Source organism: Celeribacter indicus (genome assembly GCF_000819565.1).
GTDB lineage: Bacteria > Pseudomonadota > Alphaproteobacteria > Rhodobacterales > Rhodobacteraceae > Celeribacter > Celeribacter indicus.
This window is the reverse complement of sequence record NZ_CP004393.1, coordinates 1,691,442-1,716,673: the sequence shown is the minus strand read 5'-3', so window position 1 is coordinate 1,716,673 and position 25,232 is coordinate 1,691,442. Positions and strand designations below refer to the sequence as shown.

Below are 25,232 nucleotides of genomic sequence, written 5' to 3'. Positions count from 1 at the left end.
GAACGGAAATTCCCCCTCGGGGGAGCCTTGGAGAGTTCAGGAGAGGACATCATGCCGAACGCAAAAATGACCGCCAAGATCGGCGCGGGACAGGGTTTCATCGCCGCGCTGGACCAATCGGGCGGTTCGACGCCGAAAGCGCTGCGTCTCTACGGGATCGAGGAGAGCGAATATGACGGCGAGGCCGCGATGTTCGACCTGATCCACGAGATGCGCACGCGGATCGTCACCTCGCCCGCCTTCACCGGCGACAAGGTGATCGGCGCGATCCTGTTCGAACAGACCATGGACCGCGAGGTCGAGGGCAAGCCCACCTCGCAATATCTCTGGGAAGAAAAGGGCGTCGTCCCCTTCCTCAAGATCGACAAGGGGCTCGAGGCGGAGAAGGACGGCGTGCAACTGATGAAGCCGATCCCCGGCCTCGCCGATCTCCTGGCGCGCGCCGCGAAGCTCGACGTCTTCGGGACGAAGGAGCGCTCGGTGATCTCGGCGGCCAACGCCACCGGCATCGCCGCCATCGTCGAGCAGCAGTTCGAGGTCGGGCGGGAGGTGATCCGGGCGGGCATGATGCCGATCCTCGAGCCGGAGGTGACCATTTCCATCCCCGACAAGGCCGAGGCCGAAGCGCTCCTGCGCACGGAGATCCTCAAGCATCTCAACGAGATGGAGGGCGCCGACATGGTCATGCTGAAACTCTCCCTGCCCTCCGAGCCGAATTTCTACGAGCCCCTGATCGAACACCCCCGCGTGCTGAAGGTCGTAGCGCTTTCGGGCGGCTACACGCGCGACGAGGCCAACGAGCTCCTCGCGAAGAACAAGGGCATGATCGCCTCCTTCTCCCGCGCCCTGTCCGAAGGCCTCAGCGCCCGCCAGTCCGACGCGGATTTCGACGCGACGCTGAAAACCGCGGTGGACGGCATCCACGCCGCCTCCGTCGCGGGCTGATCTCCGCGCCCGCACGACGATCCGATGCGGCAAGCGCCCTCGCAGGGACCTGCGGGGGCGTTGTCGTGCCGTGGGATGGCAACGCTCGAGCTCGAGGCCCTGGGATAGGTCGTGATCGAAGGCAAGGGACACGCATGGGGACTGTTGCGCTGTCCCGCAAACAGCAGGGAGGCCGGTGTGGCGCGTTCTGCCGGATCTCCATCCGGTCGACGCCGAAGTCCCCGCAGCAGTTCGCGAAGAGGTGAGGCAGAAGGCCCTCTCTTGCGTGACGCTCGAGAGGCCGGAAGGCAAGGCAGATGAATGAAGACTACGAGTTCGAACTGATTTTCGCGCTTCCCGAAGGGGATCACGAGCCTTTCGCGCTGTCTCGGGCGGACCTCGAGACCTGCGCCTGAGGACGCATCCGTCCTCGAGCCCTGAGAAGGCAGGCGCGCTGCGTGAGGCACGAACGCCGCATGGGGCTCCCCGCGCCCATGCGCCCGCCGCGGCGCATCCCCCATGCGCTTTTTTCCGCCGGCCCGTCTCTTTGGGGATTCACAGTGCGAATCGCCTGTGGCATAACAGGCGGACGGAGCGGCCCGGTCAATGAGGCGGCCCGTGAGGCAGACGGGGTGCCCTGCGCACCTTCATACAGAGAGAGAAGAAGCCGATCATGGCTCATCCGCGCAAACGTCCGTCGCTCGGCGTGCTGGTCTATACCGGCGTGATCGTGACGCTCGGCGGCTATTTCACCTTCGCCTCGGTGCAGGGGGAATACGGGCTGTTCCGACGCCTCCAGATCGAGGCGGAACTCACCGAGCTGCAAGCGGTGAGCGGCAAGCTCGGCGATGAGCTCGCGGTGATGCGCAACAAGACGCGGCGCATGTCGGACAGCTATCTCGATCTCGATCTATTGGACGAACAGGCGCGCGACGTGCTGGGCTACCTGCGGGTGGACGAGGTGGTGATCCGCTGATCGCCCCCTCTCCACGCCCGCGCCCGCGCCGAGGAAAGGCACGAGCGGTACGATGAGACGACAGACCAGGACCTCCCTCCCTCTCCCCTCGCGCAGCCGCGCGGGGCTCCTGTCCTGCGTTTCGCGCGCCCGTGCGGGGCTCGCCGGGCTCTGCCTGCTGGCGCTCGCCTCCTGCGGCGACGGCCAGCCGCCGCGCGACGCGGAGAACGCCTGCTCGATCTTCCGCGAACGGCCGCACTACCGCCGCGCGCTCGAGGCGTCCGAAAAGAAATGGGGCGTGCCCGTGCATGTGCAGATGGCGCTGATCTACCAGGAAAGCACCTTCCGCCCCCGCGCCCGCCCGCCGAAGACCTATTTCCTCGGCTTCATCCCGACCGGCCGCGTGAGCTCCGCGCGCGGCTATGCCCAGGCGATCGACGGCACCTGGGACGATTACCGCAACGGCCCCGGCCGCGCCGGCGCGAGCCGCAGCAACTTCCGCGACGCCGCGGATTTCGTCGGCTGGTACGTGAGCGACAACAACCGCGCGCTGGGGATCTCCAACAGCGACGCGCGCAACTCCTACCTCGCCTATCACGAGGGCCGCACCGGCTACCGCCGCGGCAGCCACAACGGCAAGGGCTGGCTGCTGAGCACCGCCGGGCGCGTCTCCGACCGCGCGGCGCGCTACCAGAGCCAGCTCCTCTACTGCGGCCGCTGAGCGCAGGGGCGCGCGGAAAATCCACCGCCCGCCCCGCCCGGACGGTGGCCGCAGGGCCCGATCCCGCTATATCCTCCCCAGAAACCGAAAGTGCGATATTCGCGCGGTGCATAGCAGCGTCCCGCAGCCCCCGCGAGAAAATCCGTGCAATCGCGCGGCCTGGCTTGTATGATATTGTTTAACGCTAAACTATCTACTGCGACTTGGGAGGAGGAAGCCGTATGGCAACCCGGAAAACCGCATCCAGGGCCGCGAGCGCGCCCAATGTGTCGAAGGACGACCTGCTCGCCTATTACAGGGACATGCTCCTCATCCGCCGGTTCGAGGAAAAGGCCGGCCAGCTCTACGGCATGGGCCTGATCGGCGGCTTCTGCCACCTCTATATCGGACAGGAGGCGGTGGTCGTCGGGCTCGAGGCCGCGGCGAAGGAGGACGACAAGCGCGTGACCTCCTATCGCGACCACGGCCACATGCTCGCCTGCGGCATGGACCCGAACGGCGTCATGGCCGAGCTCACCGGCCGCGAGGGCGGCTATTCCAAGGGCAAGGGCGGCTCCATGCACATGTTCTCCAAGGAAAAGCATTTCTACGGCGGCCACGGCATCGTCGGCGCGCAGGTGCCGATCGGCGCCGGTCTCGCCTTCTCCGACAAGTTCAAGGGCAACGACAACGTGACCTTCGTCTATTTCGGCGACGGCGCGGCCAACCAGGGCCAGGTCTACGAAACCTACAACATGGCCGAACTCTGGGATCTTCCGGTCGTCTTCGTGATCGAGAACAACCAGTACGCCATGGGCACCTCGGTGAGCCGCTCCACCAAGTCCAAGACGCTGTGGGAACGCGGCGCCGCCTATGGCATCGAGGGCGAGGAGGTCGACGGCATGGACGTGCTCGCGGTCAAGGAGGCGGGCGAGCGCGCCACGGCCCACTGCCGCGCCGGCAAGGGCCCCTATATCCTCGAGGTGAAGACCTACCGCTACCGCGGCCATTCCATGTCGGACCCGGCGAAATACCGCACCCGCGAAGAGGTCCAGAAGATGCGCGAGGAACGCGACCCGATCGAGGGCGTGCGCGCGATCCTGCTCACCGGCAACCACGCGAGCGAGGAGGATCTCAAGGCCATCGACAAGGAGATCAAGGACATCGTGAACGCCTCCGCGGAATTCGCGAAGGAAAGCCCGGAGCCGGCGCTCGACGAGCTTTGGACCGACATCTATGCGGACGAGATTCCGCAGGAAAACGCCTGAGTTCGAGGGAGGAAAGACGACAATGGCAACTGAAATCCTGATGCCCGCCCTTTCCCCGACGATGGAGGAAGGCACGCTTGCGAAATGGCTCGTGAAGGAGGGCGACACCGTCTCCTCCGGCGACATCCTCGCAGAGATCGAGACCGACAAGGCGACGATGGAATTCGAGGCGGTCGACGAGGGCATCGTCGGCAAGATCCTCGTGGCCGAGGGCAGCGAGGGCGTGAAGGTGAACACCCCGATCGCCGTGCTGGTCGAGGAAGGCGAAAGCGCCGAGGACATCAAGGCGTCCTCCGCCCCCGATGAGGCGAAGGCGAAAGAGCCCGAGGCGGAAACGCCCGATCATTCCGACACCCCCGCCCCCGCGAAACCCGCCGAGCCGGTGACGTCGAGGGCGGTCGAGCCCGACTATCCCGAGGGCACGGAGACCAAGAGCCAGACGGTGCGCGAAGCGATCCGCGACGCCATGGCCGAGGAGATGCGCCGCGACGAGACCGTCTATCTGATGGGCGAGGAAGTCGCGGAATACCAGGGCGCCTACAAGGTTTCCCAGGGCCTTCTGGACGAATTCGGCGCCAAGCGCGTGATCGACACGCCGATCACCGAACACGGCTTTGCCGGCATCGCGGTCGGCGCGGCCTTCGGCGGGCTGAAGCCGATCGTCGAATTCATGACCTTCAACTTCGCGATGCAGGCCATGGACCAGATCGTCAACTCCGCGGCCAAGACGCTCTACATGTCCGGCGGCCAGATGGGCGCGCCCATGGTGTTCCGCGGCCCGAACGGCGCCGCCGCCCGCGTCGGCGCGCAGCACTCGCAGGATTACGCCGCCTGGTATGCGCAGATCCCCGGCCTCAAGGTCGCCATGCCCTATTCGGCGGCGGATGCGAAGGGGCTCATGAAATCCGCGATCCGCGACCCGAACCCGGTGATCTTCCTCGAGAACGAGATCCTCTACGGCAAGAGCTTCGAGGTGCCGGTGCTCGACGATTTCACCATCCCCTTCGGCAAGGCGCGGATCTGGCGCGAGGGCACGGATGTGACCCTCGTCTCCTTCGGCATCGGCATGACCTATGCGCTCGAAGCCGCCGACAGGCTCGCCGAAGAGGGCATCTCCGCCGAGGTGATCGACCTGCGCACGCTGCGGCCCATCGACTATGACACGGTCCTCGCCTCTGTCATGAAGACCAACCGCTGCGTCACCGTGGAGGAAGGCTGGCCGGTCGGCTCCATCGGCAACCACCTCTCCGCCACGATCATGACCCGCGCCTTCGACTATCTCGACGCGCCCGTGATCAACTGCACCGGCAAGGACGTGCCCATGCCCTATGCCGCCAATCTCGAACGCCGCGCGCTGATCACCACGGACGAGGTGATCGCCGCGGTGAAAGACGTGACCTACCGCTGAGGAGAGAGAAGATGGCGATTGAAATTCTCATGCCCGCCCTGTCTCCGACGATGGAGGAAGGCACCCTGGCCAAATGGCTGGTGAAGGAGGGCGACACGGTCAGCTCCGGCGATGTCATCGCGGAGATCGAGACCGACAAGGCGACGATGGAATTCGAGGCCGTGGACGAGGGCGTGATCGGCCGGATCGTCGTCGCGGAAGGCACCGAGGGCGTGAAGGTCAACGCCCCCATCGCGGTGCTGCTCGAGGAGGGCGAGGACGCCTCCGCCGCCGATGCGGTGGGCGCCACTTCCGAACCCGACCCCGCCCCGACGGCCGAAGCCCCGAAAGAGGCCCAGGCGCGTCCCGAGGCGCTGAGCGACGAGGCCGGCACCGGCACGCAACCCGACACCGGCGACGCGACAAAGGCGCCCCCCGCCCCGGTGAAGGATGGCGAGCGCATCTTCGCCTCGCCGCTCGCCCGCCGGATCGCCGCTCAGAAGGGCCTCGACCTCACCGCGATCGAGGGCTCCGGCCCGAAGGGCCGCATCGTCAAGGCCGACGTCGAAGCCGCCGAAGCCGCCCCGAAGGCGGACGCGAAACCGGAGGCCGCGAAACCCGCCGCCCCCGCCGCGGAGGTGAAGACCGCGCCCGCCGGCATGGGCCCGGAGACCGTGCTCAAGATGTATGCGGACCGCGAGTTCGAGGAGGTGAAGCTCGACGGGATGCGCAAGACCATCGCCGCGCGCCTCACCGAAGCGAAACAGACGATCCCGCATTTCTACCTGCGCCGCGACATCCGGCTCGACGCGCTGCTGAAATTCCGCGCCGAGCTGAACCACCAGCTCACCGGCAAGGGCGTGAAGCTCTCGGTCAACGACTTCATCATCAAGGCCTGCGCCAATGCCTTGCAGGAGGTGCCGGAGGCGAACGCGGTCTGGGCCGGCGACCGCGTGCTGAAGCTGAAGCCCTCCGACGTCGCCGTCGCGGTGGCCATCGAGGGCGGGCTCTTCACCCCGGTGATCAGGGACGCCGAGATGAAATCGCTCTCGGCCCTGTCGAAGGAGATGAAGGATCTCGCCCACCGCGCCCGCGACCGCAAGCTCGCTCCGCATGAATACCAGGGCGGCAGCTTCGCGGTCTCCAACCTCGGCATGTTCGGCATCGACAATTTCGACGCCGTCATCAACCCGCCCCACGGCGCGATCCTCGCGGTCGGCGCGGGGGTGAAAAAGCCGGTGATCGGAGAGGATGGCGAGATCGCCGTCGCGACCGTGATGAGCGTGACCCTCTCGGTCGACCACCGCGTGATCGACGGCGCGCTCGGTGCCGAACTTCTGAAGGCGATCACGGAGAATCTCGAGAACCCGGTGGCGATGCTGGCCTGACGCCCCGGAAATCCGCCAGAACAAGACCCCCGGAGCACCGGCTCCGGGGGTCTTTCACGTCCAGACGCCGGAGGGAGGCGGCTCAGCCCTCCTTCGTCTCCTGCTGGCGCGCCGGCGTGGCGTCGATGGCCGCGAACAGGTCGGAATTGGAGATGATCGTGCCGCTGTCGATCTTCACCGACCCGTCCCTGCCCACGAGCACCATGCCGAACCCGTCGATGCCGAGCTCCTCGCGCACCTTGCCGCGGGCGGAGGGATTGCTGTCCATCAGCACGAGGACATCGCGCGCCTTCAGCGCCTCCTCCGCCTCCTCGAGCTGCATCCGCGCCGATTTATAGGTCACCTCGTCATGGCTTTCCCCGAAGAGCAGCACGAGCCGGTTCGCGTCGCGATATTCGCTCAGGTCGCCCTCCTGCGGGTCGAGCATGCGAAAGACATCGCCGGAAAGCTCGCTGCCCTGGGCGACGGTGCCCGACCCGAGGCCGGACGCGGCGCGGGCGAGCGGGGTGGTATGGAATGGCATGGGATCCTCCTGTCCTTGTCGTGTCGGACGTCGTGTCAGACTGTCGGAAGGACAACGCGGAACGGGCCGGATTGATCCGGGAAAACGCGACTGTGATCGGCACGGGACCGCGACAGGCGGTCAGCCGCGCAGGCCGAACTCCGCGCGAACGGCCTGCTTCTCCGCCTCGTCGGTGATCTCGCAGGCATCGAGATAGCGGGACTTGTCGTTGCCCTTGCGGATCTGCATGTTGTCGCCGTGGTTGACCACGTAGAGCATCGCCGGAAACGGCACCGGTGCGAGCGGATAGCCAAGGCGCGCGCAGCGCTCCGCATAGCTCTTGTGCCCCTTCCCGATCAGCCGCATGTAGAACACCGGAAGGCGCTGCCGCCCCCAGTCCACCGCGAAGAAGGCGCAGGAGCCGCAATGCTCCCAGAAATCGAGCGCCCCGCCGATCGCCCGGCCGAGCGGCGCGATGCGCCCGCTCGAGGCATCGACCATATAGCCCTGTTCGACCAGATAGCCGCGCCCGTTGTTGTCCCCCGCCACGAAACCGAAGAGGTCGGGATGCAGCAGGTCATCGGCGTCCAGATGCATCACATAGGTGAATTCGTCGAAATGCGCGGCGGCATATTCGGCCAGCAGGCGCACCTTCACCCGCTGGTCGGAGACATTCGCCGCGGCGGTGTGCGGCGGCGCGGTCACGAAATGATACCCCGGCGCATCGGGGAAATTCTCCGGCCGGTCCTGGCTGCACAGCAGGATCTCGAACCGCCGGTAGCTCTGCGCGCGCAGGGAATTCAGCGTGTCCTCGAGGATCGCGCAGACCCGCCCCCAGTCCTCCGCCCGCGCCTTCGGCAGAAGCGGGATCATCACGAGGATCAGCGGATCTTCCGGCGGCACATGCGGCTTGGACAGCAGGACGCGATAGCCCGACGCGAGCAGGGATTTCACATTCATCGGTCAGGCGATCCCTCTGGTCCCGAGCGGCCGGACACGGCGGATCAGCTGCGCGCGCCGATAAGCTGGTTCATCGACACCGAGGGCTGCGAACAGCCCGCCTCGCCCACGACCTTCGCGGGAACGCCCGCGACGGTGGTGGCGGGCGGCACGTCCTGCAACACCACCGACCCGGCGGCAACGCGGGAGCAATGGCCGATCCTGATGTTGCCGAGCACCTTCGCCCCGGCGCCGATCAGCACGCCGTCGCCGATCTTCGGGTGACGGTCCTCGTCCTCCTTGCCGGTGCCGCCGAGGGTGACGTCATGCAGGATGGAGACATTGTCCCCGATCACCGCCGTCTCCCCGAAGACGAGCGCATGGGCATGGTCGAGGAACAGCCCCTTGCCGATGCGGCAGGCCGGGTGGATGTCGATGGAGAACTGCTCGGACATGCGCATCTGGAAGAAATAGGCAAGATCGCGGCGCCCCTCGTTCCAGAGCCAGTGCGACACGCGATGCGCCTGCACCGCCTGGAAGCCCTTGAAATACAGCAGCGGCTGGATATAGCGGTGGCAGGCCGGATCGCGTTCGTAGACGGCGGAGATATCGGCCCGCGCCGCCTCCGCGATCGTCGGATCGGAGGCATAGGCCGCATCCGCGATCTCGCGCACGAGCTGTTCGGACATTTCGGGCGAGGCGAGTTTCTGCGCGACCCGGTAGGCCAGCGCATCCTCGAGCGTCTCATGGTGCAGGATACAGGCATGGACCATCCCCCCCAGAAGCGGTTCGCTCGCGACCACGTCGCGCGCCTCCGCGACGATCCGGGTCCAGACGGGGTCGACCTTGGTCAGTTGGGTGCGGGTCTTGGCCATGCGGAATTCCTCTCTCTCGAGACTCTACTATAGATAGGGGTGCGGGCCAAAACGCAAGCCGTTGCGCGGACAATTGAACCGGATGTGGCGCAAAAATCCCCGAACCGGAGGCCGGGTCGGGGCAGGCAGGGCAGATCCGCCTCACTCCGAGGGCAGCGCGAATTGCGCGCAATGGATCGCAAGGCGGATCGCGCCGCCGGCAAATTCCCCGCCCTCCGCGGTCAGCACGAGATCCTCGGGCGCATAATAGGTCAGCGGCGTGCCGGTGAGCCCGCGCAGCCAGCTCCCCCGCGCCGCCGACAGGCCGGAGCCGTAGCGGTTCGCCGACGCCGCCACGCCGAGCGAGAACCCGGTGAGCCCCGCCCCGGTGATCTCCGCCAGCACCCGCCCCGTGACCCCGTAGACCACCGATTGCCCCGGCAGCGCGGCCGCGATCGCGGAGCGCGCACCCGGCGCGAGCGTGTGGTCGAGCTCGATCACACGGAAAACCATGCCCGCGCCATGGGCGGACAGGGTCTGGAGCCCGGTGACCCAGCCGCCGCCGTCATGCCCCGCCCAGCCCCGCTGGTCCGCGACATAGGCCCGCATCCCGCGCCGCGCCGGCAGGAAAACCCAGCCGCCGTTCACGAAAAGCGCGATCTCGCCCTCATGCCCGGCCCAGCCGTTCACCGCCCCCGGCCCGACACCATAGGCATCGCCCTCCGCCGCGGTTGCGGGCGGCGTTCCGGCGGTCACGGATTTCAGCGAAAGCTGCACCAGCCCGTCGAGGCGGGCGAGCGCCTCGTTCACCGTCACATGTTTCTGCGCCTGCGCGGGCTGGAGCAGCGGAAGTGCGAAATGCGTCGTCTCACTCATGGATCTCGATCCTTCTGAACAGGCCCGGCCCGAACCTCTCGGACATCTGGGCAACATGGATTTCGTAGGCGCCTTCCACCCCGTCCGCCGCCTTCTGCGCGGCGGTATAGGTCCAGCCGGGCCGCGCCACCGTCACCTCGCGCAGGATGCGGCCCGCCGACACGACGCGCAGCAGGTAGAGCTCCGCGCTCTCCCCGAGCGGCACCTCGAAGGACTGCCAGCTGTCGCCGTCGATCCGCGTCCGCCGCACCCAGCCGAGCACGGTCTCGCCCGCGGCGGTCCCCGCCGCACGCAGATGCACCGGCGCATAGGGCCGGAGGCCGATGCCGTCGAAGGCCGCCTGCACATGCTCATAGGCGGGATCGTCATAGCCGCGCTGCGCCGGGCCGATCCGGTAATGGCGCGCCAGCCCCCGCGCGGAGAGCGGCAGGTCGAGCTGGCGCAGCGCGGCATCGAGCAGCACGAACCGCGACCCCGCCGGCCAGCCCGCGCCCAGCGCATCCGTCCCCGCCTGCCCCCGCAGCCGCAGCGAGATCTCGTAGGTCCGCGGCGCGACCAGCTCGGCGGTGGCGAACTGGAACACTTCCCAGCGCCCCGCCGTGCCGTCCCCGATCGCCGCCACATTGGCGCCGTTCAGCACCTCGGACGGCGACACGGAACTCATCTCGCCGCGCGCGAGCGTCACCCGGAGCGGCGCGCCACGGTCCCAGAGGCCGGGCGCGGCGGCGGCGAGCGCGGTCTGCGTGACCCCCATCGTCGCCGGTCCCGGCAGCAGCGTGTCGAGCGCATAGCCGCTGTCCGAGGCGGAGGCATAGACCGCCGCCGCCCCCGGCCAGGGCTGCGCCGTCGCCGCGACATGCGGGCTGTGCGGCACCTCCTCGCCCGTCAGCAGCGGCAGGTCGAGGAACAGCGCCTGCACCGGCAGCGGCGCCGCGAAGGGCCGCGCCGCCACGATCTCCTCCACCGCGTCCGAGGGCTCGTAGATCTCCGGCTCCACCCGCACCGCCTCGATCTGCTGCCCCTCGGCGAGCGTCGCGCGGTCGATCCGGTAGCGCAGCACGCCCTCCGCCGTCGCGACGTTCACCACGTCCCCCGCGCCGCAGCCAAGCCGCGAGGGCGGCAGCGCGAAGCGGATGCTGTCGCGCGCCACCCGCGCCTCCGACAGCCAGCGTTCGACCACCTGCCGCCCCTCCGCCCGCGTCAGCGCGACCGGCAGGTCGGTCTGCGACACGAGCCGGCTGTCGTCGTCGGGAAACACCGCCTCCTCGGCCCGCGCGGCATAATCGCCGTCGGCATCGACATAGGTCAGCTTCACCCGCCCCGCGACCTCCGCCTCCGGCGCGCGGATGAGCACGGGACCGCCCTCGCCCTCGCCGTCCCCCTCTCCCGACAGCGCGAGATCCGCCTCGTCGAGATCCGCCACCGCCCGCCCGTCGCGCGAGCGGAAGACGAGCCGCCCCCCGCGCTCCACCGCCTCGAACCCGAAGGCGAGCATCAGCGGCTGAAGCGCCGCGCGCGCCCCCGCGATGTCGCTCACCCCATAGCCGCGCAGCACGCCCCAGAGCGCGGCGGTGTCGATCCCGGTCACGCCGGAGCGCGCACAGATCTCCGTGACCACATCCGCGAGCGCGCGCGAGGTGGACCGCCCGTTGAGCCAATGCCCGCGCGCGTAATTGGCGCCGTCGCTCCACAGGCCGGTGACCGCCGGAAAGGCCGGATAGGGCCGCGCGTCCCAGGCCCAGACATGCGCCCGCCCCATGTCGATCATCGGCCCGCCATAGACCTGCGACACCGGATTGTGCGCGGCCTCCCTCCAGTAGGAGGTCATCGCCCGCACATACTGGAGCTGGATGAAATCGTCCCGCCGGCCGTTGGAATATTTCGGCAAGTCGCTTTCCGAGGATTTCGGATCGAGGAACTTGTTGGGCTGGTTCGTGCCCTTGTCGATCGCCGCGCAGCCCATTTCGGTGAACCAGACCGGCTTCGACTGCGGCACCCAGGCGGTCGGCACGGCGCTGCGCACGCCCCCGATCCGCTCGAAATGGTCGTTCGACCACCAGTTGCGGATGTCCTTGTAGCGCCAGATCCAGTCCTCGCCCCAGGCCCCGTCGGCGATCGGCGTGCGGATCTGCGCCGCCTCATGCTCGGGGCAGGCATAATACCAGTCATAGCCCTCCCCGCCCTCGATATTGGCGCGCAGGTAGTCGAGATCGTAGACCGACCCCCAGCCCGCCGCGGCATCGGCATGGGCCTCGCCCTCGCGCCAGTCGGACAGCGGCATGTAATTGTCGATGCCGATGAAGTCGATATTGCCATCGGCCCAGAGCGGGTCGAGGTGGAAATGGACATCCCCGTCCCTGTGACAGCCGAAATATTCCGACCAGTCGGCGGCATAGCCGATCCGGCACGCCGGGCCGAGGATCGCGCGCACATCCGCGGCCAGCGCAATGAGCGCCGCCACCGCCGGAAAGCCGTTCGCGCCGCGGATGGAGGTCAGCGACCGCATTTCCGAGCCGATGCAGAAGGCGTCCACCCCGCCCGCGAGCGCGCAGAGATGGGCGTAATGCAGGATCATCCGCCGATAGGAGAATTCCGCCGGTCCGCGATAGCCGACCGTCCGCCCCGAAGGCGTGAAATCCCCGACCTGCGCACGGCCGAAGAAGGCCGCGACCTCGGCCTCCGCCGCCGCCGAGCCATCGGGCGAGCCGGCGATGCCCGGCGCGCGCGAGGTGGTGATCCGCCCCCGCCAGGGCAGCGCCGGCTGCCCCGCCTCGCCCGTCCAGGGATCGACGAGCGCATTGCCCGCCATCTGCTCCATCAGGATGAAGGGATAGAACATCACCTCCTGCCCCGCCGCCTTCAGCGCGGCGATCGCCTCCACGACGGACTGGTCGGTGGGCGTGCCGCCATAAACCGCGCGCCCCTCCGCATCCCGCGGCACGCGCCCCGCGGTCCGCCGCGACAGCCCCGAGACCGACCAGCCCATCTTCGTCCCGTCCGCCTCCGCCTGCTCCACCTTCGGCTGCAAGCGGCACGATCCGCAGCGCAGGTCGTCCCCGAACCAGGACACGACGAGAGCGGTCGACCTGCACGATTTCAGCTCCCCGGTCAGCGCCTCGAGCGAGGTGGTGAAATCCGGCCGCCCGGATGCCGAATTGACATTCGCCACGCGCATCTCCCCGCCCTCCGCCGAGAGATAGACGGGCGTGGTCGCAAGCGCGTATTCCCCCGTTCCGGGGATCATCGCCACCGCCTCCACCAGATGCGCGAGATCGCCGCCGTGCTCCGCCTGGTCCGGGCGCATCACCTCGAAGGAGAATTGCGGCACGCGGTTGCCGAAGGGCGTGAGATCCACATCCTCGAGCACCACATAGGCGATCCCGCGATAGGCCGGCGCCCGGCCCGCCCCCTCGACCGCCTCGATCTTCGCATCCGGAAGCTGGTCCTCGCTGCCGGTGTAGACGCGCATCGTGAGCGTGCTCGTGTCGATCTCCCCGCCATCGGCCCAGACCCGCCCGACGCGCGAGATCTCGCCCTCGCAGAGCGCGACGGCGAGCGAGACCGAATAGCTGTATTCCGTGACCTTCGGGGCCTTCGGCGCGCCCTTGCCGCCGCGCCCGCCCGAGGTCTCGCTGTGCTCCTCGAACTCGGTCGCCCAGATCACCTGTCCGCCGACCCGCATCCGGCCATAGACCTGCGGCACCGGCGTGCCCTCCGAGGCGCCGGTGAGGCGGAAGCGTTCGACGCGGCCCGTCTCCACCGCCTCGCTGCCCGCGCCCATCAGGCGCTGGTCGAGCGCCCGCCCGAGCGTCGCCCCGAGCGCGCGCCCGAGCACCACGGACGACAGCCCGAGCACCCCGCCGCCCACCGAGGCGCCGACGGCCGCCCCCGCTGCCGAAAGAACGATAGTCGCCATGATCAACCTCCCACGGGTGGAAATGCGAAACAGGCGGCGATCCTGCGCCGCCAGGGTGCGCTGAGCGCATTCTCGAGGACACCATGCCCGCTATAGGCATGGATGAAGCTCGGCGCGGGCGCGGCACGCCCGACGATGCCGAGATGCTTGGCCACCCCGCCCTCCCGCATCCGGAACAGCAGCACGTCGCCCGGCGCCATCTCCGCGGGCGGCTTTTCGATCAGATGCCGCCGCGCCGCGCGCCAGAGCAGCTCCTCGCCCTGCGGCTCGCTCCAGTCGGGCGTGTAGGCCGGGATCTCCTGCGGCTCCGCGCCGTAGAGCTCCCGCCAGATCCCGCGCAGCAGCCCGAGGCAATCCGTCCCCGCCCCCCTGCACGAGGCCTGGTGCCGGTAGGGCGTCCCGATCCAGGCGCGGGCGCGCCCGGCGATACATGTCCCCGCCATGTCAGCCTCCCGACCCGGCAACGAGGCTTCCGCCCCCGTTCGCACCGCCGCGCAGCGGATAGCGCGCAAGCCAGTCGTCGCCCGGAATATGCGGAAATCCGCGGTAGTTGAGGAAATTGTCGAATTTCAGCCGACAGGTCTCCGCCCGCCTGTCGCAGCCCGCCTCGATCCGCACCGGATCGCCCGGCGCGATCTCCGCGCGCAGGTCTTCCCAGAGCTCGATCACCCGCTCCCCGGCGGACAGGCGGTCGGTCTTCACGATCCCCGCGAGCCCCGCCGCCGCGCCGCCCAGCACCGTCAGCCGCCCGCGCTCGAACCAGCGCGGCTCGAACCCGTCGAGCCGGGCGAAGCGAAAGATCTTGCGCTTCCCGACCTTCTCCACCGCGACCTCCGCCGAATACCCCGGCCGGCCCAGGTCCACGCCGCAGCCCCGGCCGCCGAGGATGGCCGAACAGCCCGGCTGGTAGACCCGGCCCTGCGGCTGGTTCAGCGCCTCGGTCAGCCCGCGCAGCTCGGCGCGAAAGCTGCCCCCGGCGCGCGTGATCTCGCCGAAGGTGCCGTCGAACAGCCGCACGCGCTGGCGCACATCCGTCCAGTTGACGAGCCATGCGCGCACCCGCGCCCCGTCGAACCGCCCGGCGCGGATATCCGCCTCGCTCACCGCGGCCGAGCTCAGCGCGCCCAGCGCCTCGGTGTTGTCGACCGAAAGCCCCGTCGCCTGTTCGAGCGCATGGGCCGTCAGCCCCGTGTCGGCCCGGAAGGTCACGCCATCGAAGGCGAGATCCCTGTCGTGATCGGTGAAACCATAGCTCTCCCCGTCGCGCCGCACCACCGCCCAGGTCCGGCACAGCGTGGTGGTGCCGCTGTCGAGATGCGCCTGAAGATCCGCAGGAAGACCCATCACACCCGCACCTCCACCACCGGCACGCTGGGCACCTCGCCCGCCTGGAAGGAGGCGACGGAGGTGGCGATCCGGTCGGTGTCGAAGCGCACCGGCACGTCGAACTCGCACCCCGCCGTGACCTCCGCGCCCTCTTCCGGCGCAGCCTCGAAGGTGATCAGCCCGCTCGCCGGATCGACGCGCCAGTCCACCGCCTCGAACCGCTCCTGCCCGCCGACCCCGGCGCGCACCGTGCCCGCCACCGGCTTCTTCACCGGGCGGACACAGCGCGCCGCGCCGGAGACATAGGATTTCGAGAGCCGGAACACCCGCGTCCTGCCGTCCCCCGTCGCGATCACCTGGTCGCCAAAGCCCACCTCGCCGGAGGGGCGGCAGGTCTTGTAATCCGACCAGTCCTTCCAGCGGAAGCCGAAAAGTTGTCCCTGGCGCGCCTCGAAAAAGGCGATCAGCGTCTCGATATCGTCGAGCGCACGCATCCCGAGCCCCGCGTCGTAGCGCCGGCGCGAATGCGCCCAGGGGGTGTTGCGCTCCTCGAACCCGTTGGCGAGCGTCACGACATCCGTGCGCCGCTCCGGCCCGCCGACCGAGCCGAAGCTCAGGTTGGCCGGAAATCTCACCTCGTGAAAACCCATGGTCTGCCCTCCGATCGAATGGCGTTGCGTTACTGGTTGCGCCGGCCGCGGCCGAGCGCGCGGGTGAGCTGCGCCGCGATCTGCGACTGGCTGCGCCGGAACCCGGCGACATCGGGCGTCGAGATGTTCATGGTGACGCTGACCGGGCGGGCGGAGCCTTCGGCGCGCACGCCGAGCCGGCCGTCCGCACCGCGGGTGAGCGGCATGATCGCCTCCGGCCCCGCCTCCCCCATCAGCCCGGTGCCGCCGCGCATCGGGAACTGCACCGGCCCCGAGACGACGCCGCCCCTGGCGAAGGGCATCACCCGCCCCTGCGCAAAGGCGCCGCCCGCCGCAAAGGGCAGGATCCCCCGGATCAGCCCCTCGATCCCGCCGCCCAGCGCCCCGGCGACATGGCGCGTCACCGGCTTCAGCGCCGCGGCATAGGCCGCATCCAGCATCGACCGCCCGACACCGCGCAGCGCCTCGGACAGCGTGTCGCCGTCGAACACGAGCCCGTCGATCGCCCGTTTCAGACCGCGCGAAAGCCCGCGCTCGAGCGTGCCCAGCTCGCGCCCGGTCTCCGCCACCGTCGCCTGGAACCGGGTCATTTCCCGGCCGAAGGCCGCGGCCATGGTCTCCGCACCGCCGAGCGCGCCCTCCATCTGCCGCACCCTTTCCTCGAAGCTCTCGTACCCGTCGATCTCATCCATTCTTTCGCCCTTTCGCTTGCCCTTTCGCCTGCCCCCCGTCGGGGAAGGCCCGCGCCAGCTCCTCGAGCCGCGCGCGCCCCATCGGCGCCGTGCCCGACCCCGCCCCGAGCAGGATCAGGAATTCCGCCGGTGTCAGCGCCCAGAACTCCGCCGGCCTCAGACCGAGCCCCCGGAACCCCAGCCGCATCAGCGCCGGCCAGTCGAAACCGCCCCTGTCGCCCATCATGCCCATGCGCCCGCCCTCAGTCCGGCACCGTGAAGGCGCGCGCGATCAGCTCCGCGCCGACCCGCGCCGCCTCGAGCGGCCCGCCGGCGATCTCCGCCGTCAGGATCTCCCGGTAGCCGCCGCTCCAGCCGCCGCCGCGCAGCCCCGCCACCACCAGCCGCAGCACATCCGCCGAGGAGAACTTTCCCGCCTCGTAGCGCTCCACGAGCGCCACGAGCGTGTCCGTCTCCAGCATCGCCTCGAGCTCCGCGAGCGCGCCGAGCGTCAGCCTGAGGACATGGCGCTCGCCGTCGAGCGTCAGCGCCACCTCGCCGTGCCAGGGGTTCGCCATGGTCACGCCGCCGCAAAGGTGAGCCGCCCTGCCGAGGCCATCGACAGCTCATAGGTCGCCTCGCCGTCGTAGCTTCCGGCATAGTCGATCCCGGTGATCTGGAACGCGCCCTCGACGATGCCGAAATCCGGGATGACGACCTGAAACCGCGGCACCTCCCCGTCGAAGAAGATCTGGCGGGCGCGGGCGTCCGTGCCCTCGTCCCGGAACACGCCGGACCCGGAGATCGTCGCGCTCTTCACCCCCGCCCCGCCGAGAAGCTCGCGCCAGCCTCCCGCGCTTTCGAGCGAGGTCACGTCGACGCTTTCCGCGTTGAAGGAGATCCGCGTCGCACGCAGCCCCGCGATGGTCTCGAAGGCGCCGGAGCCCGTCATGTCCAGCTTGATGAGAAGGTCCTTGCCGTTTTGGGCAGCCATGGGTCTAAACTCCGTCTTGAAAGGTTCAGTTGTCTTCGACGCGGGCGCGGAACCGCAGGTCGATCCTGCGCCTGTCGCCGTCCCGCAGGCGCCGCGCTTTCGCCGACACGAAGGAGAGGCCCACGAGCCGCCCCCGCGCGAGCGTCAGATCCGCGTCCGCGAGCACATCGGAAATCGCCGCCGCCGCCTGTTTCGCGGCGAGGAACCCCGCGCCGTCCGAGAGGACCGACACGGTGAAGTCATGCCGCGCGCCGCGGGCGGTCTTGTCGGAGGCGTCGGTGACCTCCTCGGGTCCGAGGCTCACGTAGAGCGCGGGAACCGCCCCGGCCGGCGCCGCGTCATGGATCGCCCCGCCGACCAGCCCCGCGAGGACCGCGTCCTCCGCGAGCGCCCGATAGACCGCCGTCTGCAAGGCTGCCGCGATGCCGTAGCTCATGACGCCACCTCCTCGCGGGCCTCGCAGACCAGGTAGCGGCCCTGCGGATCGTGTTCGCCCACCGACAGGATGCGGAATTTCCGCCCGCCCTCGACGAACCTCTGGCCGGGCTTCGGCCGGCGCGGCGATCCGACCGGCGCGGCGCGCAGCACGACGCGCACCGGCAGGCGCGAGACGGTCACGGCCTCCGCCGGCCGTTCCGATCCCCGTCCCGCCCCGATCGCGGCCCAGAGTGCGCCGAGCGCCTGCCAGACCTCGGTATGGCCGCCCGCGCCGTCGGGCAGCCGCAGCGCCCCCTCGAGCAGCAGCCTGCGGTTGAGATGCACCGGCGCCGCCATCAGACCCGCCCTCCGAACAGGCGCAGCGCGCGGTAGCGCTCGGTCAGCGCGTTCACCCCGAAGGGCATCGTCGCCCCGCCCACCGCCGTCTCGTGGCGGTGCTCGTAGTAATGCGCGGCCAGCAGCATCACCGCCTGGCCCAGGTCGGCCGGCAGCCCGTCCCAGGCGTCGGCCATCCCCGCGGTGAAGGCGATCCGCGCCTGCCCGGCCACCGGGATCTGCGGCAGCAGGAAACCGGCGGAGACGAGCCGCGGGCGGTGCATGTCGGGCTCGAGCATGTAGCGGCCGGCGGGGATCACCCGTTCCGCGCCGAGGCGGTCGGTGATCGACAGGGCGGTGATCGCGCGCACCGGCGCCACCGGCAGGACCTGTGCCCCCGGATCGCGCCAGGCCCCCACCGCCAGAAGATAGTCGCGCGCGATCAGCACCTTGCCGGTGCGGGCCTCGACCGCGACCATCGCCGCGCGCAGCACGCGCTCCAGGAGCCCGTCCTGAAGCCCGTCGTCGCCGAACCCGGTGCCCAGCCGCACATGGTCCCTGAACTCGGCGACCGGCAGCGCCGCCGCGGCCACCTGAGTCTGCTCCATCAACATCATGGTCTTTCTCCGTCTCCGGCGTCTCCGGCGTTCCCTCCGGGTTGCATGTCTGGATGCGCGGCCCCCCGTGACGCTCGGTCGGAGGGGAACTGCTGGACATCACGGGGCATTCGGGCCGCGCATCCATCGCCCCCGTGACCCCGCCTTCGGGCGCGGCCACGGGAAGCTCGTCTTCGGCCCCCTCAGACGAAGGAGAATTTCAGCAGCTTGATCGCCGCGAAATCGGAGACGTCGCCGCCGACGCGCTTGGTCGCGTAGAACAGGACGTGGGGCTTGGCGGAGAAGGGATCGCGCAGGATGCGCATGTCCGGGCGCTCCGCCACGGTATAGCCGGCGCGGAAGTCGCCGAAGGCGATGGCCGCCGCATCCGTGGCGATGTCGGGCATGTCCTCCGCGATCAACACCGGATAGCCCAGCAGGCGCGCGGGTTCGCCCGCCGCCAGCCCGTCCGACCACAGGAAGCGGCCGTCCGCGTCCTTGAGCTTGCGCACCTTGCCGGCGGTCTTGGAATTCATCACGAAGGTGCCGTTGGCGCGGTATTGCGCGCCCAGCGCATAGACCAGCTCGACGATGGCATCGGCCGGCGTCGCGGCGTCGAACTCGCCATTGGTGCCGGTCGCGACATAGCCGAGCGATCCCCAGCTCCACTGGTCGTTGTCCACCTGCGCGTGGTTCAGGAAGCCGGTCGGCTTGTCGACGCCGTCGCCGTTGACGAAGGCCGAGGCCTCCGCGGCGGCGAAACGGTCCGCGATCCGGCCGGCGAGCCAGCCCTCGATGTCGAAGGCGCTGTCGTCCAGAAGGCGCTGCGACGCCTTCGGCAGCGCCGAGAGCTCGTAGAGCGGGATGGAGATCCGGTCGATGGTCGGCGTCGCGGTTTCCGCCACGGTGCCGGTCTCCGTCACCCAGCCGGAGCCGAGGTCGGTGGTGTCGATCAGCACGTCGTAGGAGCTCGCCTCCACATTCACGACATTGGCGAGGGAGCGGATCGAGGCGGTGGATTTCAGCACCGACCGGATCGCCTCCGAGGTCTGCGGATCGACGAGATAGCCGCCGTCGCCGTTCACCGCCGCGGACATCGACTTGCCCTCGAGCGCGAGGCCGCGCAGCGCGTCGTCGTCGCCGTTGCGCAGATAGGTGCCGAAGGCGTTCCTGTGGGACATGTCCGCCTCGGGCCCGGCGGCGAGAGCCGGACGGGCAAAGCTTTGGGTTTTACGTTCAGGCATGGTCAGTCGCTCTTCCTGGTCTTGAAGTTTCGATTTGATCTCGGCCCCGAAGCCCTTGAGATCCATGATGAAGCCGTCCAGCGCGGCCTTTACGTCCCCGGCCGGTCCGGTCGCATTTCCCGGCCTGCCGGCCGTCGGTTCGGTGGTGCTCATCCAGGCGTTCCTCGTGGTGGTTGACGGGTGAGTTCGCCGGCCCGGTCACGGTCCGGCCAGCAGCGTGCGGGCGCCCTCGAGCGCATCCGCGAGATCGCGCAGCATCCGCTCCGCGGCGAGCGCGTCATCGCCCTTCGCCCCGGCGCCGAGCCGCGCCTCCGGCAGCATCGGGAAGGTCACGAGCGACACTTCCCAAAGCTCCAGTTCCGACAAAAGGCGCGTGCCCTTCGCATCCTTGCGCGCCGTGACCGTCCGATAGCCGATCGACAGCCCGTCGATCGCCCCCGCCGCGATCAGCGCCGCCGCCTCGCGCCCCTTCTGGAGCCCGGTCAGGATCCGGCCCCGGACATGGAGACCGCGCGCATCCTCGCGCACCTCGTCCCAGATCCCGATGGGCTGCGCCGGATCGTGCTGCCACAGCATCTTCACCGACCGGCCCTCCCGCGCGAGCGCGGCGAGCGATCTGGCATAGGCGCCGCTGAGCACCACGTCCCCGCCCGAGTCCCGGCGCCCGAAGAGCGAGGCGTAGCCCTCGATCTTGACCCCGTCCCCGACCCTCAGCTCCTCGCCGAGCCGGCAGAATTTCGTCTCGAGCCCGGTCTGCATGTCCGTCCGCATCTCAGTGTCCTTCCTCTTGCGCCGCCGGATCCGCCCCGGCGCGCTCCATCCCCAGGGGCGGCAGGCCGAGCATCGCCCGCTTTTCCTCCGCCGTGAGGAAATCCGCGCCCGCCACCCGCGCCCATTGCGCGTCGCGCTCGACCGACAGGGCCGGCACCTGGTCGAGATCGGGTTTCAGCTCCAGCGCCTCTCCCGTCATCTCCGACAGCCAGTGCCCGACCGCCGCCGTCACCTTCGCCACCAGCGGCAGGACCGTGAGCCGGTAGAAGGCCCGGTTCGCCTCCTGGTAATTCGCATAGGTCGCGTCGCCGGGGATCCCGAGCAGCATCGGCGGCACGCCGAAGGCGAGTGCGATCTCCCGCGCGGCGGCTTCCTTCGTCTTCTGGAATTCCATGTCCGACGGGCTGAACCCCATCGGCTTCCAGTCGAGCCCGCCCTCGAGCAGCATCGGCCGCCCGGCGTTGCGCGCGCCCTGGTGGTGGGTCTCCATCTCCGACAGGAGCCGGTCGTACTGATCCGCGCTCAGCGCCCCCTGACCGTCCGCGCCGCGATAGACAATGGCGCCCGAGGGCCGCGCGGCATTGTCGAGAAGGCTCTTCGACCAGCGCGAGGCGGAATTGTGCACGTCGATCGCCGTCGCCGCCGCCTGAATGGGCGAGAGCCCGTAGTGGTCGTCGCTCGGGTGGAAGCTCTTGACATGGCAGACCGGGGAGTGCCCGTCCGCGACATGAAAGCGATGCCTGCGCCCGCCCACCGCGTAGTCGTAGGCCACCGGCCAGCCATCCGCGCCGGGCACGAGGCTCATCCGGTCCGAGCGCAGCACATGCAGCTCCTCGGGCACCCGGCCCCATGTCCCCACCGCCTCGAGATAGCCGTTGCCGGACAGGAGGACCTGGGCATAGAGCGCCTCGAACAATTCCGCGCGGCCCTGTGCCGGGTTCGGGCGGGAGATCACCGTCAGGAGCGGATGCGCCTCGAACCGGGCCGTCCGGTCCTGAAGCACCAGCGGCAGCGCCGAGGCCGCCTCCGCGATCAGCTTCACCGAGCGGAAGCCCACCGGATTGCCGGTGAACCCGACCCGCGTCAGCGTCACGGTATCGCGCGGGCTCCAGGCCACGCGGCCCACACCCGACACCGCCGCCACGACCGGGCCGGTCGCCGAGGCCTTCGTCTCGGGCGTGCCGCCCGCGGTCCGCTTCAGAAAGTCAAACGCCATCCGTCTCTCTCCTGTCCCTTGTCCGGCGCGGCGCCCGCCTCCGGGGTCCGCGCCGTCTCTGAGAAAGGTTGTAAACGAGAGATCGAAAGAAATTCCGAGCAGGGCGCGCGCTCCGCCGCGCCTTGCGCAACACCTGTCAACCGATTGTTTTTATGTGATATAAATCCGAAACACCGGCTCGGCTTGCCATCCGCGCCGCAATTGCGGTCCCTCGCCGGAGGAAGTTCAGGGAAAAACTTTCACACAGAATCTGGTCCCGGCTAACCCGCGCCATGGCGCGACCGGCTCCTGACCGATGTCGCGCCGGGCCTTTCGCGGCTCACGCAAGATGCGGCCGGCCGGGCAAGTCGCGGGCCTTCCCTGCCTCCCGAGCTTTGACAGCGCGCTTACATGCGTCGTGCGACGCACAGCCACCTTGCACCGGGCCGAAACGGTTTCGCGCAACCGCTTCACATGAACGAAAAAACCCCGCCCGAAGGCGAGGTTCCGACGCGCTAACCCAGCGTCCTGATCCGTGGCTTGCCCGGATTTGGCAGGATCATCAGCTCGTGCACCGCCCAGACCAGCGCGTCGAGACGGTCGGGCGAGCCGCGGCCCCGATAGCCCTGCACCGTCATCCTCACCATCTGGTCCTCGAGCGCGCCCAGATCGCGCGTGTGAAACACCCGCCCCTGATCGTAGAGCGCGGCCACCGGCTCCGCCCGCGCCGCCTTGCCGCGCGAGGCGCGCAGGGATTTGTAGGGCACGAACGGGTCGATCTGCCGGATCACGGTTTCGACGAGGTCACCGCCCTGGTTGACCTCCGCCACGATCCGGTCGGCCTGCCAGCGGGTGAATGCGGCGATCGCCGCCTCCGCCCAGACCACCGGCGAGGCGGCGGAGAGGGAGGCATCCTCCAGCACATAGGCGCGCCAGTCCTGCGGCGGGCCTTGGGTCACGGCCCCCACGACGACGATGCCGCAGTCGTCCGAGCCGGAATGCCCCGTGACCGGCGGGTCCACGGCGACGACGATCCGGTCGAGCACCGGCACATGATCCTCGCGCATCCCCTCCAGGCGGGACAGCGACCAGAGCGCGCCCTCTTCCTCCTCGATCAACACGCCGTCGAGCTCCTGCCGCCCGAGCCGCGTGCCGGCGTAGCGCCTGCGCACCTCCTCGAGGAAGGAGGCCGCGAGGTTGGCGCGGTTCGCCTCCGTCGGCGCATGGGTCGCCACCGTGCTGCCGCGGTCGAGAAGCGCCTTCAGGATCCCCACGTTGCGCGGCGTGGTCGTCACCACCGCCCGCGGATCGTCCCCGAGGCGCAGCCCGAATTGCAGCATGTCCCAGGCCTCCTGCGGCCGGCGCCATTTCGCCAGCTCGTCGACCCAGGCCGCGTCGAATTGCGGCCCGCGCAGCGCCTCGGGGTCGCTGCCGGAAAACACCGTCGCCTCCGCCCCGTTCGGCCAGACCAGCATGCGCCGCGTGGCGTGCCACACCGGCCTCCGGTCCGGCGGGCTGCACGCGAGGAGGCCGCTTTCGCCGAAGACCATCACCTCGCGCGCCTGGTCGTAGGTCTCCCCCACCAGGGCGACGCGCCGGGCCCGGCCCTTCTCCCAGGGTTTCGCGCCTTCCACCATGGCGCGCACCCATTCCGCGCCCGCGCGCGTCTTGCCGGCGCCGCGCCCGCCCAGGATCACCCATGTGCGCCAGTCGCCCTCCGGGGCGAGCTGGTGATCGTGCGCCCAGGCCTCGAACAGGAACGGGAGCGCCAGAAGCGCCCCCTCCCCGAGCCCGTCGAGGAACTCAACCTGCTCCTCCCGCGGCCTTGAGGCGAGCCAGCCGATCAAGCACCTCAGCCCGTGCGGCGTCGAAGTCGATCTCTCCGCGCTGAAGCTCCCCGTCCTTGCGTCGCAGTTCATCGAGCCGTCTCCTTTCCACCTGTGCCGTTTCAAGCGCCGCCTTCAGCTCCTTGAAACTCTTCGGCAGGACGAAGGCCACATCCGGGTCGTCCGCCACGATCCTCTCGATCGCGCGGTCGATCACCAGGATCGCGCGGTCGAATTGCCTGAAGGCGACGATCATCCGATCCTCGCCAGCGTCCTCATCCCCCACAGATGACATCGCCTTTTCCATGGTCCGTGCCTCTCTTGCTCGCATGACCTCCGAGCCGAGCGCATGGGCCGTCCCCGTCCGGTCCCGGCCTGCTGCCGGGCCGGACCGTGCGGGACGACAGCGGCCATCCCCGTCGCACACCCCCTCAGGTGCCCGACACGGCCGCCCTGCCCATGTCTTCCAGCATGTCCCGATCCTGCCACGGCAAGGCGAAAAAGTCAAGTTTTCAATTACTTTCAAATTGTTAACGGACCGCTCGCCACCCTGAGCGGCGCCCGGACCGATGGCCGTTCCCCGGCGCGCGCCCTTGAAACCCGGTGAAACAGGACCAGTTCACGCGCCATGCCCTCGACATTCAAGACGACCCTCACAGAGCTCTACGAAGGCGACAGCGCCCGCGCGCATCGCTTCCGCTATGCGCTTCTCGCCTTCGACATCGTGACGATGATCTTCGTCATCATCACCTCCTTCCTCGCGCATGCGCTCTGGGTCGAGGTGACCGATCTCGTGCTGGGCCTCGTGATCCTCTGCGACTTCTCCGCCCGCGTCTGTGTCACGCGGCGCACGCTGCGCTACTTCCTGCGCTTCTCGACGCTGGCCGACATCGCCGCGCTCATGTCCTTCCTCGCGCCGCTCGCGGGCGAGGGGCTCGGCTTCCTGCGCATCCTGCGCACGCTGCGGCTGCTGCACACCTACCAGCTCCTCGAACGTCTCCGGCAGGATTTCAGGCTCTTCCGCGCGCATGAGGAGGTGATCCTCGCCGCGCTCAACCTGCTCGTCTTCATCTTCGTGACCACGGGCCTCATCTATGCGCTCGAACACGGGCACAACCCGCATATCCGCAACTATGCCGACGCGCTCTATTTCACCATCACCACGCTCACCACCACGGGCTTCGGCGACATCACCCTCGACGGCACCACGGGGCGCCTGCTCTCGATCGCGGTCATGTTCTTTGGCGTCACCCTGTTCCTGCGGCTCGCGCAGGTGCTCTTCCGTCCCACCAAGGTGCGCTGCGAATGCAAGGTCTGCGGCCTCATGCTGCACGATGCCGACGCCGTGCACTGCAAGCATTGCGGCACGGTCATCCATATCGGCACCGAGGGCCAGGGCTGAGGCCGCCATTCGACCGCCGCGGCAAGGCCCGCGCTCGCGATGGAGAGGTTTTCCATGCCGGCCCGTCGAACGAAAGGGGCGCCCCGCGGACGCCC

27 protein-coding genes are annotated in these 25,232 nt (G+C 69.2%); 7 read left to right on the top strand and 20 right to left on the bottom strand.

All coding sequences use genetic code 11. The annotated features are described in order from the left end of the window. The first annotated feature begins 51 nt into the window (after positions 1-51). From P73_RS08650 to P73_RS08625, 6 genes are all read left to right on the top strand, one after another. Positions 52-945: a fructose bisphosphate aldolase gene (locus P73_RS08650; RefSeq protein WP_043869305.1), complete on the top strand. Its 894-nt coding sequence runs from the start codon at positions 52-54 to the stop codon at positions 943-945. A gap of 652 nt (positions 946-1,597) precedes the next feature. Next, complete coding sequence (locus tag P73_RS08645) at positions 1,598-1,900, top strand: FtsB family cell division protein (protein ID WP_043869304.1); 303 nt, start codon at positions 1,598-1,600, stop codon at positions 1,898-1,900. A 52-nt stretch (positions 1,901-1,952) separates the two neighbouring features. Continuing rightward, positions 1,953-2,600, top strand: coding sequence for a transglycosylase SLT domain-containing protein (locus tag P73_RS08640; RefSeq protein ID WP_139267106.1), 648 nt, complete (start codon positions 1,953-1,955; stop codon positions 2,598-2,600). A gap of 221 nt (positions 2,601-2,821) precedes the next feature. Next, positions 2,822-3,847, top strand: coding sequence for a pyruvate dehydrogenase (acetyl-transferring) E1 component subunit alpha (gene pdhA / locus P73_RS08635; protein WP_043869303.1), 1,026 nt, complete (start codon positions 2,822-2,824; stop codon positions 3,845-3,847). 22 nt (positions 3,848-3,869) lie between these two features. Beyond that, positions 3,870-5,255, top strand: coding sequence for a pyruvate dehydrogenase complex E1 component subunit beta (locus P73_RS08630; RefSeq protein WP_043869302.1), 1,386 nt, complete (start codon positions 3,870-3,872; stop codon positions 5,253-5,255). Between the two features lie 11 nt (positions 5,256-5,266). Further along, positions 5,267-6,622, top strand: coding sequence for a pyruvate dehydrogenase complex dihydrolipoamide acetyltransferase (locus P73_RS08625; protein ID WP_043869301.1), 1,356 nt, complete (start codon positions 5,267-5,269; stop codon positions 6,620-6,622). Between the two features lie 82 nt (positions 6,623-6,704). Here the strand turns inward: P73_RS08625 and P73_RS08620 are convergent, their stop codons facing one another. The 20 genes from P73_RS08620 to P73_RS25520 all read right to left on the bottom strand — a co-directional run bounded on the left by P73_RS08620 (position 6,705) and on the right by P73_RS25520 (position 24,030). Then, positions 6,705-7,145, bottom strand: coding sequence for a DUF4174 domain-containing protein (locus tag P73_RS08620; protein WP_052453123.1), 441 nt, complete (start codon positions 7,143-7,145; stop codon positions 6,705-6,707). A 120-nt stretch (positions 7,146-7,265) separates the two neighbouring features. After that, entirely contained in the window at positions 7,266-8,084 is an 819-nt protein-coding gene (locus P73_RS08615) for a glycosyltransferase family A protein (RefSeq protein ID WP_043869300.1), read from the bottom strand. A gap of 44 nt (positions 8,085-8,128) precedes the next feature. Next, positions 8,129-8,938, bottom strand: a complete 810-nt coding sequence (gene cysE / locus P73_RS08610; protein ID WP_043869299.1) for a serine O-acetyltransferase — start codon at positions 8,936-8,938, stop codon at positions 8,129-8,131. A 141-nt stretch (positions 8,939-9,079) separates the two neighbouring features. After that, a complete protein-coding gene (locus P73_RS08605; RefSeq protein ID WP_043869298.1) occupies positions 9,080-9,793 on the bottom strand; it encodes a DUF2793 domain-containing protein in 714 nt (237 codons plus the stop codon). Further along, on the bottom strand, positions 9,786-13,709 hold the full coding sequence (locus tag P73_RS24320) for a baseplate multidomain protein megatron (RefSeq protein ID WP_052453552.1): 3,924 nt from the start codon (positions 13,707-13,709) through the stop codon (positions 9,786-9,788). Before P73_RS24320 ends, P73_RS08605 begins: the two co-directional genes overlap by 8 nt. Positions 13,710-13,711: 2 nt before the next feature. Beyond that, complete coding sequence (locus P73_RS08595; RefSeq protein WP_043869297.1) at positions 13,712-14,152, bottom strand: NlpC/P60 family protein; 441 nt, start codon at positions 14,150-14,152, stop codon at positions 13,712-13,714. 1 nt (position 14,153) lies between these two features. After that, a complete protein-coding gene (locus P73_RS08590; RefSeq protein ID WP_043869296.1) occupies positions 14,154-15,053 on the bottom strand; it encodes a DUF2163 domain-containing protein in 900 nt (299 codons plus the stop codon). Continuing rightward, the gene (locus tag P73_RS08585) at positions 15,053-15,685 is read right to left on the bottom strand and encodes a DUF2460 domain-containing protein (RefSeq protein ID WP_043869295.1); all 633 of its coding nucleotides are present in this window, start codon (positions 15,683-15,685) and stop codon (positions 15,053-15,055) included. The genes P73_RS08590 and P73_RS08585 overlap by 1 nt, the downstream gene beginning before the upstream one ends. A gap of 29 nt (positions 15,686-15,714) precedes the next feature. Beyond that, on the bottom strand, positions 15,715-16,377 hold the full coding sequence (locus P73_RS08580; RefSeq protein WP_043869294.1) for a phage tail tape measure protein: 663 nt from the start codon (positions 16,375-16,377) through the stop codon (positions 15,715-15,717). Then, positions 16,370-16,609, bottom strand: coding sequence for a rcc01693 family protein (locus P73_RS08575; protein WP_043869293.1), 240 nt, complete (start codon positions 16,607-16,609; stop codon positions 16,370-16,372). Before P73_RS08575 ends, P73_RS08580 begins: the two co-directional genes overlap by 8 nt. 10 nt (positions 16,610-16,619) lie before the next feature. Then, entirely contained in the window at positions 16,620-16,934 is a 315-nt protein-coding gene (locus P73_RS08570; protein ID WP_043869292.1) for a gene transfer agent family protein, read from the bottom strand. 2 nt (positions 16,935-16,936) lie between these two features. After that, entirely contained in the window at positions 16,937-17,350 is a 414-nt protein-coding gene (locus tag P73_RS08565) for a phage major tail protein, TP901-1 family (protein WP_043869291.1), read from the bottom strand. Positions 17,351-17,375: 25 nt separating this feature from the next. Beyond that, positions 17,376-17,786, bottom strand: coding sequence for a DUF3168 domain-containing protein (locus P73_RS08560; protein WP_043869290.1), 411 nt, complete (start codon positions 17,784-17,786; stop codon positions 17,376-17,378). Beyond that, positions 17,783-18,124: a head-tail adaptor protein gene (locus P73_RS08555; RefSeq protein WP_043869289.1), complete on the bottom strand. Its 342-nt coding sequence runs from the start codon at positions 18,122-18,124 to the stop codon at positions 17,783-17,785. The genes P73_RS08560 and P73_RS08555 overlap by 4 nt, the downstream gene beginning before the upstream one ends. Then, positions 18,124-18,720, bottom strand: coding sequence for a head-tail connector protein (locus P73_RS08550; RefSeq protein WP_043869288.1), 597 nt, complete (start codon positions 18,718-18,720; stop codon positions 18,124-18,126). The genes P73_RS08555 and P73_RS08550 overlap by 1 nt, the downstream gene beginning before the upstream one ends. Before the next feature lie 182 nt (positions 18,721-18,902). Next, positions 18,903-20,096, bottom strand: coding sequence for a phage major capsid protein (locus P73_RS08545; RefSeq protein WP_043869287.1), 1,194 nt, complete (start codon positions 20,094-20,096; stop codon positions 18,903-18,905). A 45-nt stretch (positions 20,097-20,141) separates the two neighbouring features. Continuing rightward, positions 20,142-20,714 (bottom strand): HK97 family phage prohead protease, encoded by a 573-nt coding sequence (locus P73_RS08540; RefSeq protein WP_043869286.1) that lies wholly within the window; start codon positions 20,712-20,714, stop codon positions 20,142-20,144. A 1-nt stretch (position 20,715) separates the two neighbouring features. Continuing rightward, complete coding sequence (locus tag P73_RS08535; protein ID WP_043869285.1) at positions 20,716-21,930, bottom strand: phage portal protein; 1,215 nt, start codon at positions 21,928-21,930, stop codon at positions 20,716-20,718. 494 nt (positions 21,931-22,424) lie between these two features. Further along, entirely contained in the window at positions 22,425-23,765 is a 1,341-nt protein-coding gene (locus P73_RS08530) for a DNA-packaging protein (protein WP_043871522.1), read from the bottom strand. Further along, complete coding sequence (locus P73_RS25520; RefSeq protein ID WP_139267105.1) at positions 23,713-24,030, bottom strand: hypothetical protein; 318 nt, start codon at positions 24,028-24,030, stop codon at positions 23,713-23,715. The genes P73_RS08530 and P73_RS25520 overlap by 53 nt, the downstream gene beginning before the upstream one ends. A gap of 333 nt (positions 24,031-24,363) precedes the next feature. Between P73_RS25520 and P73_RS08520 the strand changes: the two genes are divergently transcribed. Continuing rightward, complete coding sequence (locus P73_RS08520; RefSeq protein ID WP_043869283.1) at positions 24,364-25,137, top strand: potassium channel family protein; 774 nt, start codon at positions 24,364-24,366, stop codon at positions 25,135-25,137. The last annotated feature ends 95 nt before the right edge of the window (positions 25,138-25,232 follow it).

What these genes read in the sequence shown, in the direction of transcription:
- P73_RS08650 (WP_043869305.1), top strand. Translation starts at nt 52, where the DNA reads ATGCCGAACGCAAAAATGACCGCCAAGATCGGCGCGGGACAGGGTTTC.
- P73_RS08645 (WP_043869304.1), top strand. Translation starts at nt 1,598, where the DNA reads ATGGCTCATCCGCGCAAACGTCCGTCGCTCGGCGTGCTGGTCTATACC.
- P73_RS08640 (WP_139267106.1), top strand. Translation starts at nt 1,953, where the DNA reads ATGAGACGACAGACCAGGACCTCCCTCCCTCTCCCCTCGCGCAGCCGC.
- pdhA (WP_043869303.1), top strand. Translation starts at nt 2,822, where the DNA reads ATGGCAACCCGGAAAACCGCATCCAGGGCCGCGAGCGCGCCCAATGTG.
- P73_RS08630 (WP_043869302.1), top strand. Translation starts at nt 3,870, where the DNA reads ATGGCAACTGAAATCCTGATGCCCGCCCTTTCCCCGACGATGGAGGAA.
- P73_RS08625 (WP_043869301.1), top strand. Translation starts at nt 5,267, where the DNA reads ATGGCGATTGAAATTCTCATGCCCGCCCTGTCTCCGACGATGGAGGAA.
- P73_RS08620 (WP_052453123.1), bottom strand. Translation starts at nt 7,145, where the DNA reads ATGCCATTCCATACCACCCCGCTCGCCCGCGCCGCGTCCGGCCTCGGG.
- P73_RS08615 (WP_043869300.1), bottom strand. Translation starts at nt 8,084, where the DNA reads ATGAATGTGAAATCCCTGCTCGCGTCGGGCTATCGCGTCCTGCTGTCC.
- cysE (WP_043869299.1), bottom strand. Translation starts at nt 8,938, where the DNA reads ATGGCCAAGACCCGCACCCAACTGACCAAGGTCGACCCCGTCTGGACC.
- P73_RS08605 (WP_043869298.1), bottom strand. Translation starts at nt 9,793, where the DNA reads ATGAGTGAGACGACGCATTTCGCACTTCCGCTGCTCCAGCCCGCGCAG.
- P73_RS24320 (WP_052453552.1), bottom strand. Translation starts at nt 13,709, where the DNA reads ATGGCGACTATCGTTCTTTCGGCAGCGGGGGCGGCCGTCGGCGCCTCG.
- P73_RS08595 (WP_043869297.1), bottom strand. Translation starts at nt 14,152, where the DNA reads ATGGCGGGGACATGTATCGCCGGGCGCGCCCGCGCCTGGATCGGGACG.
- P73_RS08590 (WP_043869296.1), bottom strand. Translation starts at nt 15,053, where the DNA reads ATGGGTCTTCCTGCGGATCTTCAGGCGCATCTCGACAGCGGCACCACC.
- P73_RS08585 (WP_043869295.1), bottom strand. Translation starts at nt 15,685, where the DNA reads ATGGGTTTTCACGAGGTGAGATTTCCGGCCAACCTGAGCTTCGGCTCG.
- P73_RS08580 (WP_043869294.1), bottom strand. Translation starts at nt 16,377, where the DNA reads ATGGATGAGATCGACGGGTACGAGAGCTTCGAGGAAAGGGTGCGGCAG.
- P73_RS08575 (WP_043869293.1), bottom strand. Translation starts at nt 16,609, where the DNA reads ATGGGCATGATGGGCGACAGGGGCGGTTTCGACTGGCCGGCGCTGATG.
- P73_RS08570 (WP_043869292.1), bottom strand. Translation starts at nt 16,934, where the DNA reads ATGGCGAACCCCTGGCACGGCGAGGTGGCGCTGACGCTCGACGGCGAG.
- P73_RS08565 (WP_043869291.1), bottom strand. Translation starts at nt 17,350, where the DNA reads ATGGCTGCCCAAAACGGCAAGGACCTTCTCATCAAGCTGGACATGACG.
- P73_RS08560 (WP_043869290.1), bottom strand. Translation starts at nt 17,786, where the DNA reads ATGAGCTACGGCATCGCGGCAGCCTTGCAGACGGCGGTCTATCGGGCG.
- P73_RS08555 (WP_043869289.1), bottom strand. Translation starts at nt 18,124, where the DNA reads ATGGCGGCGCCGGTGCATCTCAACCGCAGGCTGCTGCTCGAGGGGGCG.
- P73_RS08550 (WP_043869288.1), bottom strand. Translation starts at nt 18,720, where the DNA reads ATGATGTTGATGGAGCAGACTCAGGTGGCCGCGGCGGCGCTGCCGGTC.
- P73_RS08545 (WP_043869287.1), bottom strand. Translation starts at nt 20,096, where the DNA reads ATGAGCACCACCGAACCGACGGCCGGCAGGCCGGGAAATGCGACCGGA.
- P73_RS08540 (WP_043869286.1), bottom strand. Translation starts at nt 20,714, where the DNA reads ATGCGGACGGACATGCAGACCGGGCTCGAGACGAAATTCTGCCGGCTC.
- P73_RS08535 (WP_043869285.1), bottom strand. Translation starts at nt 21,930, where the DNA reads ATGGCGTTTGACTTTCTGAAGCGGACCGCGGGCGGCACGCCCGAGACG.
- P73_RS25520 (WP_139267105.1), bottom strand. Translation starts at nt 24,030, where the DNA reads ATGTCATCTGTGGGGGATGAGGACGCTGGCGAGGATCGGATGATCGTC.
- P73_RS08520 (WP_043869283.1), top strand. Translation starts at nt 24,364, where the DNA reads ATGCCCTCGACATTCAAGACGACCCTCACAGAGCTCTACGAAGGCGAC.